The following is a 12800-nucleotide window of genomic DNA, read 5'->3' on the forward strand; positions in this document are numbered from 1 at the left end:
TCAGGTGCAGACCGCGGCGTCCTCGGTGGCCAGGAAAGGTGTTACCCGGCACTGAAACGAGAAGAAATAGGGGTAGTTGTCTTTGATATGGTCCAGGTAATGGAGCCATTGGACGAGAATCTGGGAGTAGATGCGTTTGACGTCCAGGCGCAGGTGTTCGATGTCGCAGGCCGGGGCCGTGGCCAGATTGGGCCGGTGGGCCAGTTCTTCCTTCAGGTGGAAGACCGCCTGCAACAGCGAGGTGAAACTCTCGTGCTCGACAATGTTTGGATTCTCCAACAGACGCACCAGAAATTCCGAATTGGCCGCCAGCAGGCTGTTGAGGGCCGGCAAGTCGATGGCGGCCATATCCACGTCATAATGGTAATTTTTAAGGAGTACCTCGGCTTTCTTGAAATTCTCTTTGGTCCAGCGCAGGGACACGTCGAGATTTTCCCGCAGCACGCCGATGCCGCTGTCGGCCCGGATCAGCCGACGCACCAGGGTGGAGCCGATCTGGCTGAAAAACAGCCCGATGATCATGTCGATCTTCTCGGCCCGCACCTGCCGTTCCCGCCGGCCCAGAAACATTTCCACGGCAGCTGCCAAAATGCCGAAGAAGGTGCCGCCGCCGGACAGGATCAGGCCCATGGCCAGGAGCTTGCCCAGGGGGGTGACCGGGTGAATGTCGCCGTAGCCGACGGTGGTGACCGTGACCACGCTGAAATAGAGGGCGTCCAGGGCGGTCAGGCTCTCCACGCGCATAAAGGTCAAGGTGCCGGCCAGCACCACGCCGAAAAAGATGGCTGCAAAAACGTAGAGGCGGGTGCGTTCCATGAGGCGTTGTCTCCGGGGGACATCATAAAGCGGGAGGAGTCGCCCCCTCCCGCTGTGTCGTTAAGGTCGGTTTGTGCTTCGGCTGTCCCGGTCCACAGCCGACCGTGTTGTCAGCCCGCGCCAAGAACCCCTTACAAAACTTCTCCAATTGCAGGGGTCCGGGGGGATCATCCCCCTGGCCGCCGGAGGCATCCGCTGCCTTCTCTTCGCATCTCTTCCCTTCTCACGCTTCCCCTAGATTTCCCGGCTGGCGTCCTTGGCCCGGATCTCGGCCCGCTTGATCTTGCCGCTGATGGTCTTGGGCAGCTCCGACACGAAGTCGATGATGCGCGGGTACTTGTACGGCGCGGTTTCCTTTTTCACGTGGTCCTGCAGTTCCTTGGCCAGTTCCGGCGAGCCTTCGTAGCCCGGGGCCAGGACCACGGTCGCCTTGACCGCCTGACCGCGCACCGCGTCGGGCACGCCGGTCACCGCGGCCTCGACCACGGCCTTGTGGGTGATGAGCGCGCTTTCCACCTCAAAGGGTCCGATGCGGTAGCCGCTGGATTTGATGAGATCATCGGTGCGCCCGAGGAACCAGTAATAGCCGTCCTCGTCCATCCAGGCCTTGTCGCCGGTGTGGTAGTAGCCGTTGACCATGGCGTTGGCGGTCTTTTCCGGCTCCAGCAGGTAGCCGACAAACAGGCCGAGGTTTTTGCCCTCTTCCAGACGCAGGCAGATTTCGCCTTCAACGCCCGGCGGACAGATCTTGCCCTCTTCGTCGAGGATGTCGACGTTCCAACCCGGGGTCGGCCGACCGATGGAGCCGGGTTTGGGCTTCATGCAGGGGAAGGTGGCGATCTGCAGGCAGGTCTCGGTCTGCCCATAGCCTTCGTAGATGGAAAGGCCGGTGATTTCCAGCCAGGAACGATAGACGCTGTCGTTTAACAGTTCGCCGGCCGTGGTGCAGTAGCGCAGGGCCGAAAGGTCGTACTTTTTGAGGTCCTCGCGGATGAGGAAGCGGTAGACCGTGGGCGGGGCGCAAAAGGTCGTGACCTTGTGGGCGCTGATGATTTCAAGCAGCTCCGACGGCACGAACTTGCCCCGGAAATCCCAGGTAAAGACCGTGGCCCCGGCCATCCACTGGCCGTAGAACTTGCCCCACACCGCCTTGCCCCAGCCGGTGTCGGCCAGGGTCAGATGGATGTCGCCCGGCTCCAGGTTGTGCCAGTAGACGCCGGTGGTGAGGTGGCCCAGCGGATAGCCGTGGCTGTGCTCCACCATCTTGGGCATGCCGGTGGTTCCCGAGGAAAAGAAGATGAGCAGCGGATCATCCCCGCCCGGGGCGTCGCAGGTGCGGGGGTAATCTTCGGCCGCCGCAGCCCGGATGGCCTCGTAATCGAGCCAGCCGGCCGGCAGTGGGGACGTGCCGACCTGGATGCACACCGTCAGGGTCGGACAGGTCGCCCGGGCCGCTTCCACACGGTCCACCACGGAATCCTCGGCCACCAGCCCCTTGATGCCGGCGTAGTTGACCCGGAAATCAATATCGTGGGGGGTGAGCAGATTGGGCGAGGGCACGGGGATGGCCCCGAGCTTGTGCAGGGCCAGCATGGTCACCCACCACTCCACCCGACGGTAGAGAATGACCATGACCTTGTCGCCTTTGGCCAGCCCGGCGGCCTTGAAGGCATTGGCCATGCGGGCGGATTCCTGGCTGAAATAGGCCAGATCGAAATCGCGGCGGGTTCCGTCCGGACCGATATGGATCATGGCCGGCCGGGTGGGCTCGGCCGCAGCTTCGGCGTCGAGGAAATCGAAGGCAAAATTATAGTTCTCAGGCACGGAGACGGAAAACGTCTCCACCAGTTCACGGTAGGTCTTGGGTCGCAGTTTGGCGACGGGCATCGCGGTCTCCAGGGATGGCAAGGGGTTAGATGATAACGTCCAGAAACTCGGCCGGCTCGTTGTCAAGCCCGCGCATGGCGTGGGGGGTGCGCGAGGAAATATACAGGCTGTCGTGGGGCGAAAGCGTCACAACGTCATCGCCCAGGCGCACTTCCAGCCGGCCGCGCAGCATGTAGATGAATTCCTCGCCCAGGTGCCGGTTAAATTCCAGTTCCGACTCCTGCTTGGGCGGCACCGTGACCAGAAACGGCTCCATATGGGGCTTATGGAACCGGTAGGCCAGGGCCTGATACTTGTAAGCCTTGCGCCGGTCCACATTAAGACCCTGGCCGTCGCGCACCAGCGAATAGGCCTGCAGATGGGCGTCGTCGCCGGTTAAAAGCGCCGTCAGGTCGGCCCCGCAGACCTTGGCGACCTCATAGAGGTAGCTGACGGGTATTTCCTTGCTGCCGGTTTCATAGTCCACGACATCCTGGGGCGATACGCCGGTGGCCTGAGCCACGGCCTCGGCAGTCAGTCCCGTGGCCTCGCGCAGACCGCGAAGGCGCATGGCGATCTCCTTTACCGGCCCAATCTCCTTGCTCATGGGGTTCCCCTTGCCTCTTGCGTTTAAGTTGCGAAATTGTTTCACCCGTTTTTTCGTATGGAAGGCTGCCTTGTCAATTTCTTCTTTCCGACCCGGGACGTCGGGAAAAACGGCTGGAATTTCGACCCGTCATATGCTACGCAGGCGCATTCATCGGGGCATGCTTTTTCTCGCCCCGCCCCACCATATTTTTTCAACGAGGTAGCCATGAGCGTCAAAAAGCTTGGGGATCGCATCCGCACCTATCGGGAACGCCAGGAACTCTCCCGGGAGGAACTGTCAACTCGCACAGGGCTTACTGTCGAGTTTCTCACCGCCCTCGAAGAAGAGGACGTCACCCCGTCGCTTGGCCCCCTCCTCAAGATCGCCCTGGCCCTGGGCCAGCGTCTGGGCACTTTCATGGACGATGCCGTGGACAGCGACATCTGCCTGACCTGCCGGGTCGAGCGCGGCGAAGACGATGCCGTGCTGCGCAAAGCCCGGGGCAAACGGGCCGCGTTTCGCTACCACTCCCTGGGCGCGGCCAAGACCGACCGCCATATGGAGCCGTTTTTCATCGAAATCTACCCCGATGACGAGCCCAGTGCGGAAAAACCGCTGTCCTCCCACGAGGGCGAAGAGTTCATCGTGGTCGTCTCCGGCGAACTGGAAGTCATTGTCGGGCCGGACCACCATGTCCTGGCGGCCGGCGATTCCGTGTATTTCAATTCGGTAGTGCCCCATTACGTGGGCTGCGGCAACGCGCCCAAGACCGACATCTACGCGGTCCTCTACATCCCGCAATAAACAAGGAGCCGCCCATGACCTTCGTGCCTCCCTTGCGCGACCTCACCCTGGGGCAGCTTTTAAACGAGACGGCTTCCAAATACCCGGACCAGGACGCCGTGGTCTACGTGGACCGAGACTACCGGCTCACCTGGCAGCAGTTCGACGAACTGACCGACGAACTGGCCAAGGGGCTCATGGCCCTTGGCATCCAGAAAGGCGAAAAAGTCGGGGTCTGGGCCACCAATGTGCCCTTCTGGGTGGCGCTCATGTTCGCCACGGCCAAGATGGGAGCCATCCTCTTGACCGTCAACACGGCCTACAAGCGCAACGAACTCAAATATCTGCTCACCAACTCCGAAGCCGACAACCTGTTTATCATCAACGGCTTTCGTGATTCGGACTATATCGAGATCCTCTACGATCTGGCTCCGGAGCTGCGCACCATGCAGCGCGGGGCGATTCGAAGCGAGACCTTCCCGCACTTAAAGCGCGTCTGCTTCCTGGGTGTGGAAAAGCATCGCGGCATGTACTCCATTCCGGAGATCATCGGTCTGGCCCGCACCGTCTCGGATGAGCAGTTCAAGGCCCGTCAGGCCACGCTTTCCTGCCACGACGTGGTCAACATGCAGTACACCTCGGGAACCACCGGGTTTCCCAAGGGCGTTATGCTGAGTCACCACAACATTTTAAACAACGGCTACTCCATCGGCCAGCGCCAGCGCTTCACCAGCAAGGACAAACTCCTTATCCACGTGCCGCTGTTTCACTGTTTCGGCTGCGTCCTCGGGGTCATGGCCTGCCTCAACCATGGCACCACCATGGTCTTTACCGAGGTCTTCGACCCGGTCAAATCCATGATGTCCATTGAGCAGGAGAAATGCACGGCCTGCTACGGCGTGCCCACCATGTTCATTGCCATGCTGGAGCATCCGCTGTTCCCGAAGTTCGACTTCTCCTCGCTTCGCACCGGCATCATGGCCGGCTCGGTCTGCCCGGTGCAGACCATGCGGGCCGTGACCGAGAAGATGTACATGAAGCAGATCACCAGCGTGTACGGCCTGACCGAGAGCTCGCCCGGCATGACCCAGTCCGACGTGGACGACCCCTACCACTACCGGGTCGAGAGCGTGGGCAAGGCCTTTCCCCATGTCGAGGTCAAGGTGCTTGACCCTGAAACCAACCAGGAAGTGGCCCGCGGCAAGCAGGGCGAAGTGTGTTGTCGCGGCTACAATGCCATGAAGGGTTATTACAACAACCCCGAAGCCACGGCCAAATGCATCGACGAAAACGGCTGGCTGCATTCCGGTGATCTGGGCGTCATGGACGAGAACGGTTTCGTGGTCATCACCGGCCGAATCAAGGACATGATCATCCGGGGCGGCGAGAATATCTATCCGCGCGAGATCGAGGAATTCCTCTACACCATGCCGGGCATTGCCGACGTGCAGGTGGCGGGTGTGGCCAGCCGCAAGTACGGCGAGGAAGTCGGTGCGTTTATCATCCTGCGCAAGGATGTGACCATGGCCCCCGAAGATGTGCGCGACTTCTGCCGAGGCCAGATCGCCTGGCACAAGATCCCCAAGTATATTGCCTTTGTCGATGAATTCCCGCTGACCACCAGCGGCAAGGTGCAAAAGTACAAGTTGCGGGAGCTGGCCGCCAAGCTCTTCCCCGAAGCCATGCGCTAGGCCGACACCGACGGGCACGTGCGTTTTATGCGGCGCAGCCCTCCGTTTGAGCACCCTGAAACTCCGCCCGGGAATGCGACGACGCTCGCACTCCCGGGCGGTTGCCATTTGCCCACAACGACTTTCGCCCGGGACAGCCGCCCCAGCAGCCACCGGCCCTGGCCGCAACGTCTACAGCAGGGACCGTTGCCGCCCAGGGCAGGAGGCCGGGGGTGATCCCCCCAGACAAGGCCCGGGACCGCACCCCGGTTGTCTTCTCCCCCCTCCCTGTCGCCAGGCCGCACCCGTCCGACGTTGACCACCGCGCCGGCCATGGGTCATAAGCCTCGCATGAGTATCGCCAATTGCACCGGGACAGAACCACGGCCTCCCTACAGCCGGAGACAGTCCATGCACCCATATGCACGCATAGCCTCGGTTCTGGTCCTGCTCCTCCTGACCCTGCCGGGCTGCGCCAAACAGACGGCCACGGCCCCGGGCGGGACCGCCGCCAGTCCGGACGCGGCTGCGGCTGTGCCCCCCGAGGCCGAAGTCAAGCCAGCCCCTATAAACGGCCTGCCGGCTGCGGTCCCGCCCGTGGTGGCTACCACCCCCGAACCGGCCGCCTCGCCGATCGTCCCGGTCGTGCCCGAGCAGGCCACCAAGCAGGCGCTTGACCCCAAACTGGCCCGTACCGCCGCCATGACCCCGCCACGCTCCGAACCGGTTGCTCCGTCGCTGGAAACGCCGAGACCCGAGCCAACGCCGACCAAGTCCCGGCCGAAAACGGCCGTGCCATCCCCAGAAACGCACGAAGCCCCAGCAGCTGCGGGCAAGAACGCATCGGAATCCGCCCCGTTCTCAAAGGACCAGACAGGCAAAGGGAAAGCCAAAATCGAGGGACCGGCCGTGGCTGTGGTCGGTGACTCCCTGGCCGTTGGCGTGGGGATGACCATGGAAGCGCGGTTGAAAAAGGCCGGAAGCGCCGGCTGCCGCCCCATGGGCAAGGTTTCCACCGGACTTATTTCCAAAAAAAAATACGACTGGGACAAGGAACTGGCCGAGCTGCTGGCCAGGGAACCCATCAGCGCCGTGGTGGTGGTCCTTGGCGGCAACGACGCCAACAACGCCATTGCCGGCAAGGCCGCCGGCACGCCGGAGTGGAACGCAGGCTACGCCGAGAAGGCTGAACGCTTTGTGCGCATCGCTGCCAATGCCCAGGCAAAGGTCCTGTGGGTGGGCCTGCCGGCCATGAAAGAGGCGGCCTATTCCAAGCGGGTCGAGGCGGTCAACGCAGCGGCCAAAACGGCCTGCTTCAAGGTGGCCGGCTGCACTTACATGGAAGCCTCGGACATTTTCACCGACGAGGCCGGCCATTATGTTCAGGCCAAGGCCGTCGACGGCAAGACCGTTTCGCTTCGGGCTGGCGACGGGGTGCACATGACCATGACCGGCTACGATCTGCTGTGCCGCCGGGTGCTCGACAAACTCGACCTGACCGGAGGCCGCCCCCGGCAGTAACGGAGCCACTGACCATGCGACGACAGATGCCCCAATCCGAGATTTTGCGCGCTTTGGTGGAGGAAACCCGCAGCCATCCGGATGCTCCCCTTCAAGCCGTGACCACGGGCACCTGCCTTGTGGCCGCAGCCTCAAGGCAGCTTGGCTTGGCCTCTCTGGCTTCCCATATCCAACCCGGCCTGACGCCGCCGCCAGCATCCTGCCCGGACACGGTCCACACCACTGCCTCGCTGCTGCTTGACCCGGCAACGACCAATACCGACGCCGCCTCCCTGGCCATGGCCGCCATCAACTCGCTGCTGCCCGTGCCGGCTGCGGCCATGACGGGAGCAGGCCAGGATGTGTTGTTGACCTATGGACGAGGCAGGCGTGTGGTCCTGGTGGGCCACTTCCCATTCGTGGAAAAGATGCGGGAGGCGTTTGACGATTTCCAGGTGTTGGAAAAGCGGCCCCGGCCCGGCGACACGCCGGCGGAAAAAGCCGGCGAGATCCTGCCCCTGGCCGAGGTCGTGGCCATCACCGGCACGACGCTTCTAAACGGCTCCCTGGCCGGCCTGCTGGCGGCCTGCCGCCCCGACGCCGTGGTCATCATGCTCGGCCCGACCACACCCTTTGCCGCAAGCCTTTTTGCCTGCGGCGTCGACGTCCTGGCCGGCTGCGGCGTGCCCGATCCGGACGCCGCCCTGGCCGGCATCCGGGCCGGCCATTGTTTCAAAGGCCTTCAGGGCGTGCGGCAATTAACCTGGGTGCGGCCGGGCCTTGGCGACAGTGCGGCAACGCCGCCCCCGGGATTGCTCCCGAGCTTTCCTGACAGGGGCGACGCCCCTCCTGGTCCGCAGTGTCCAGCCTCTACTGCTCTGCCCCGGGCTTGACCCGGCGCAGGACCAGATAGCCAAGCACACCGGCCAGGGTCGAGGTGGCCAAAATCGCCACCTTGGCCTTGGCCGCCACCGCATCCGCCTCACCAAAGGCCAGTCCGGCGATGAAGATGGACATGGTAAAGCCAATACCGGCCAGGATCGATGCGCCGTAGTAATGCACAAGCCGCATTCCCTGCGGCAAGGCGGCCAGCCCCAGCCGGAACATGGCCAAGCAGGCCAGAAAGACGCCGACCTGTTTGCCCACGAACAGCCCCAGAAAAATCCCCAGCGACACCGGCTCGACCAGCCCCGCCCCGGCCTGCCCGGTCAGCGGGACGCCGGCATTGGCCAGGGCGAAAAGCGGCATGATGCCGTAGGAAACCCATGGATGCAGGGCCTGCTCGATGCGCGGCAGGGGGGCGCTGGCCCGGCGGCAGGCCTCCTCCAGACTGTCCAGGGTGCCCTGCATGGTCTTGTTGGCCAAAAGAACCTGCCCCGGTTCCATGGACGCGGCAAAACCGTCCAGCAGGCGTCTGGCCTTGTGCAAAAAGGCCTCGGCCGGAATGCGGGTACGGGCCGGGATGGCCATGGCCGCCAGGACGCCGGCCACAGTGGCGTGGACGCCGGATTTGAGAAAGGCCAGCCACAGGATGCAGCCAAGGATGGTGTAGACTGCGGGATGGCGCGCGCCAGCGGCGTTAAAGGCCAGCATGGCCACGAACATGGCTCCGCCGACGACCAGGGAGACCAATGAGATGTCGCCGGAATAAAAAAGGGCGATGACCAGCACCGCGCCAATGTCGTCCACAATGGCCACCGCCGCCAGAAAGACCTTGAGGCCAACCGGGACCCGGTTGCCCAGCAGCGAAAGAATCCCCAGGGCAAAGGCGATGTCCGTGGCCATGGGCACGCCCCAGCCGGCCATGGTCGGCTGCCCCCGGTTGAGGCCGGCGTAGAGCAGCGCCGGCACGACCATGCCGCCCACCGCCGCCGCTACAGGCAAAACGGCCTGCCCCAGGGAATTGAGCTCCCCGACCAGGACCTCCCGCTTGATTTCCAGCCCCACCATGAAGAAAAACACGGCCATCAGGCCGTCGTTGATCCAATGGAGCAGGGTCTTGGACAGGACCATGTCGCCAAAGCCCAGGCTGACCGGCGTCTCCCACAAAGCGAAATAGGACGAGGCCAGGGGCGAGTTGGCCCAGATGAGCGCAATGACCGTGCAGGCGATGAGCATGAGTCCGCCCGAAGCCTGGATGTGACTGAAACGCCGAAACGGGGCCAGGGCCTGCTCCAGCAACGGAAGAGCCTGTGTTGCGTTGTGCGTCTGATTGTTCATGGAACTCCAAGAGACGTCCCCGCCGCAGACAGCCCGGGAACATCCTTTTTCTGGCCGCATCGAAACATCTCCGACAGGCGGCATTGGCCCGATGCTATCCGAAAGGGGCTGGCCGGGGCAAGACAATGCGGCTCTGAACCATCTCCGGGACTTTCTTCTCCGCGCCTTCTCCCATGTCCCGGCGCGGCATTGGCCCGGCCTCGAGGAACAGCCCGACAACATCCGGCCCAAAGCCATCACAGTGGTCCCAGGCCCGGATGGACCGTGGTGCAGTGCCGAGCCTGGGCCGAGTCGGATGCAGCCGCGCCAGCCGGCCATTGCTCCCGGCCCGGCCTTAGGCTATGAGACCGCGTGGAACATATTTGCCCCATGCCGCACCCTCTTATCGCTCCCCACGCCCCCTGGCTGGCCCCCCTGGCCGGATTTTCCGATTTGCCGTTTCGCCTGCTGTGCCGCGAACTCGGGGCCGCCGTTGCCGTCACGGAAATGGTCAGCGCCAAGGGCCTGCTCTATGATTCGCGAAACACCCGCCGGCTGCTGGACACTTGCCCGGCCGACAGCCCGCTGGTGGTCCAGCTCTTCAGTTCGGAGCCAGACTGTCTGCACCGGGCCGCCGTTGCCCTGGCCGAGGACGGTTTCACTGCGTTCGATCTCAACTGCGGCTGCTCGGTGCGAAAGGTGATAAAAACCGGCGCCGGCGCGGCCCTGCTAGACGATCCCGACTGGCTGGTTGGCTGCGCCGCGGCCATGGTCCGAGCTGTCGGTCCGGGCCGGGTCGGCGTGAAGCTGCGCCTGGGTCCCAGGCCGCCGGCCCGGGTGGACCTGGATCTGGCCCCCAGGCTGGCCGATGCCGGGGTTTCCTGGCTGACGCTCCATCCCCGCCACGCCAGCCAGGGCTTTGCCGGCACGGCCAACCACGACGCCCTGGCCGCCTTTGTGGCGGCCTCGCCGTTGCCGGTCCTGGCCAGCGGCGACCTCATGGCTGCCGAGGATGGCCGGCGGGTCCTGGCCCACACCGGTGCGGCCGGCGTCATGTATGCCCGGGGAGCCTTGGCCGATCCGCGCATCTTCGCCCGCCACGCCGCTCTGCTGCCCGAGACTCCCGGGTCGTCGCCACCGGCCCTGCCGCCGGTGTGCGACGTCATCCGACGCCACGCCGCCTTGTGCCGGGAGTATGCCGATGACCGGCAGGCGCTGTTGCGGATGCGAACAGCCGTGCCGCGCTACCTGCGCGACCTGCCGGGATGCCGAGCCCTTCGCGACCGGCTGTGCCGGGTGGAGTCCTGGGACGAGCTGGCCCACATCATCGACGAGGCCGAGGCGCTTGGCGCGACCCTGGCCAAAGCTCCCGGAGAAACCCTATGAAACTCCTTCGCGCCGAAACCGCCGGATTCTGCATGGGCGTGGACCTGGCTCTTAAAAAGCTCACCTCGCTCATTGAGGCGCCGGCCGGGGAAGTCGCCAAAACCATTGTCACCTTCGGTCCCATCATCCATAACCCCCAGGTGCTGGAGGAATTCGCGGCCAAGGGTGTCGGCGTGGTCAACGACCCGGCCGACATCCCCGGGCATGCCACGGTGGTCATCCGCGCCCACGGCATCCCCGAACCCGTGCGTCAGGCCATCAAGGCCCGGGGAGCGCATCTGGTCGACGCCACCTGCCCCAAGGTCAAAAAGGCCCAGACCCTTATTTTCGCCCAGGCCCGCCATGGCAAGGTGCTGCTGCTGTTTGGCGAAGAGGACCATCCCGAGGTCAAGGGCCTTTTGAGCTATGCCACAGCCGGAGCCTACGTCTTTGACTCCATGGGCGAACTGGAAGCGTTGCACCTGCCCCAGGATCAGACCTATTTCCTGGCCGCCCAGACCACCCAGGACGAGCAGGAATTTCTGCGCATCCGCGATTATCTGAAGGACCGTTTCGGGGCCGAACTGACCGTGCTCTCCACCATCTGCAACGCCACCATGAACCGGCAGCAGGAAGCCATGGATCTGGCTGCGGCTGTCGATTTTCTGGTTGTGGTCGGTGGGCGCGACTCCGGCAACACCAGACGTCTGGCCCAGGTGGCCCGGTCCGCCGGCACGCCGAGTATTCATGTGGAAACTGCCGCCGAACTCTCCCCCGGGATGTTTGCCGGGTACCACACAATCGGCTTGACAGCCGGCGCTTCAACACCGAAGAAAATAATTGACCGCATCCAGCAAGTGCTGGAATCATACTAGAGAAGCTGCCACAACAATCCGGACATTCCCGGACCGCACCGTTCTGATGATACTGCGGATTTAACGCCGACGCCGTGTCGCCGCCCAAAGGGCGACTCTGCACGACCTGGGGAGACCCCGATGGCCCAGACCAATATCCTCCTTGAAGCCGGTACCAACGAGCTTGAGATCGTGGAGTTTTACATCGACGAACCCACGGCCTCCTCGTTTACCGCCAATGCGCCGGAAGCGGCCGGCCACTATCGCGGCTATTATGGGGTCAACGTAGCCAAGGTCCTGGAGATCATCCGCCTGCCCAAGGTCACGGGAATGCCGGAAGTGTCCCATCCAAGCGTGCTTGGGGCCTTCAATCTGCGCAACCACATCATCCCGTTGGTGGATTTGAGCGTTTGGCTCGACAAAACGCGCCAGGATACCGAATCGCCCAAAGTCATCGTCACGGAATTTAACAACGTCACCACCTCCTTTCTGGTCTCAGGGGTCACCCGCATCCACCGCATGAGTTGGGAAGCCGTGGAGCCGCCCAACCGCTATGTCTCCAGAATGAGCGGCGACTCCATCACCGGCGTGGTCAAGCTTGAGGACCGCATTGTTTTTCTCCTGGACCTGGAAAAGATCGTGGCCGACCTCAACCCCAACCTCGGCCTGCGTCTGGATATGAGCATCGAGTGGAACTCGGCCAGCCGCTATCGGGCGCTGGTCGCCGACGATTCCGTGCTCGTGCGCGAAATGCTCAAGGACCTGCTCAACAAGGCCGGATTCGACGTCACCGCCGTGCAAAACGGCCGTGAGGCCTGGGACCTGCTGGCCCAGATCAAGGGAAAATCCGAGAACGAACAGCAGCCCCTTTCCAACTTTGTCCATGTCATGGTGGCCGATATCGAGATGCCGGCCATGGACGGCCACAACCTCACCAAGCGCATCAAGGAAGACCCGGTGCTGCGTGAGTTGCCGGTCATCCTCTTCTCGTCGCTCATTACCGACAAGCTGCGCCACAAAGGCGAGGCCGTCGGGGCCGACGACCAGATTTCCAAACCCGACGTCAGCCAGTTGGCCATGCGGGCCAAGGCGCTCATCGAACGCAAAATCAGCCAGTTGACCGCCGCCTGAGGGCATACGCCGTCATCCGGGCCGGGT

The 12800-nt window shown here is 63.4% G+C and carries 11 protein-coding genes; 7 read left to right on the forward strand and 4 right to left on the reverse strand.

Annotated elements, in window-relative coordinates:
• The 3 genes from NY78_RS17480 to NY78_RS17490 all read right to left on the reverse strand — a co-directional run bounded on the left by NY78_RS17480 (position 1) and on the right by NY78_RS17490 (position 3289).
• Positions 1-816: a potassium channel family protein gene (locus tag NY78_RS17480; RefSeq protein WP_043638793.1), complete on the reverse strand. Its 816-nt coding sequence runs from the start codon at positions 814-816 to the stop codon at positions 1-3.
• Between the two features lie 234 nt (positions 817-1050).
• Positions 1051-2703, reverse strand: a complete 1653-nt coding sequence (locus NY78_RS17485) for an AMP-binding protein (RefSeq protein WP_043638795.1) — start codon at positions 2701-2703, stop codon at positions 1051-1053.
• Positions 2704-2728: 25 nt separating this feature from the next.
• The gene (locus tag NY78_RS17490; protein ID WP_043638798.1) at positions 2729-3289 is read right to left on the reverse strand and encodes a helix-turn-helix domain-containing protein; all 561 of its coding nucleotides are present in this window, start codon (positions 3287-3289) and stop codon (positions 2729-2731) included.
• Between the two features lie 207 nt (positions 3290-3496).
• Here NY78_RS17490 and NY78_RS17495 point away from each other — a divergent pair, with 207 nt between their 5' ends.
• From NY78_RS17495 to NY78_RS17510, 4 genes are all read left to right on the forward strand, one after another.
• The gene (locus NY78_RS17495; RefSeq protein ID WP_043638802.1) at positions 3497-4075 is read left to right on the forward strand and encodes a helix-turn-helix domain-containing protein; all 579 of its coding nucleotides are present in this window, start codon (positions 3497-3499) and stop codon (positions 4073-4075) included.
• Between the two features lie 14 nt (positions 4076-4089).
• Positions 4090-5745, forward strand: coding sequence for an AMP-binding protein (locus NY78_RS17500; RefSeq protein WP_043638806.1), 1656 nt, complete (start codon positions 4090-4092; stop codon positions 5743-5745).
• 390 nt (positions 5746-6135) lie between these two features.
• Positions 6136-7245 (forward strand): DUF459 domain-containing protein, encoded by a 1110-nt coding sequence (locus NY78_RS17505; RefSeq protein WP_043638809.1) that lies wholly within the window; start codon positions 6136-6138, stop codon positions 7243-7245.
• A gap of 14 nt (positions 7246-7259) precedes the next feature.
• Positions 7260-8117: a Rossmann-like domain-containing protein gene (locus NY78_RS17510; protein WP_082140082.1), complete on the forward strand. Its 858-nt coding sequence runs from the start codon at positions 7260-7262 to the stop codon at positions 8115-8117.
• Here NY78_RS17510 and nhaA read toward each other — a convergent pair.
• Positions 8095-9444: a Na+/H+ antiporter NhaA gene (nhaA, locus tag NY78_RS17515; RefSeq protein ID WP_043638812.1), complete on the reverse strand. Its 1350-nt coding sequence runs from the start codon at positions 9442-9444 to the stop codon at positions 8095-8097. The two genes, NY78_RS17510 and nhaA, sit on opposite strands and share 23 nt — an antisense overlap.
• 369 nt (positions 9445-9813) lie before the next feature.
• On the opposite strand from nhaA, the gene NY78_RS17520 reads away from it, so the two are divergent.
• The 3 genes from NY78_RS17520 (at position 9814) to NY78_RS17530 (ending at position 12773) form a co-directional block, all read left to right on the forward strand.
• Complete coding sequence (locus tag NY78_RS17520; RefSeq protein ID WP_043638814.1) at positions 9814-10809, forward strand: tRNA dihydrouridine synthase; 996 nt, start codon at positions 9814-9816, stop codon at positions 10807-10809.
• On the forward strand, positions 10806-11663 hold the full coding sequence (gene ispH / locus NY78_RS17525) for a 4-hydroxy-3-methylbut-2-enyl diphosphate reductase (protein WP_043638817.1): 858 nt from the start codon (positions 10806-10808) through the stop codon (positions 11661-11663). The genes NY78_RS17520 and ispH overlap by 4 nt, the downstream gene beginning before the upstream one ends.
• 120 nt (positions 11664-11783) lie before the next feature.
• Positions 11784-12773, forward strand: coding sequence for a chemotaxis protein (locus NY78_RS17530; protein ID WP_043638821.1), 990 nt, complete (start codon positions 11784-11786; stop codon positions 12771-12773).
• The last annotated feature ends 27 nt before the right edge of the window (positions 12774-12800 follow it).

It is taken from the genome of Desulfovibrio sp. TomC (assembly GCF_000801335.2).
Lineage (GTDB): Bacteria > Desulfobacterota > Desulfovibrionia > Desulfovibrionales > Desulfovibrionaceae > Solidesulfovibrio.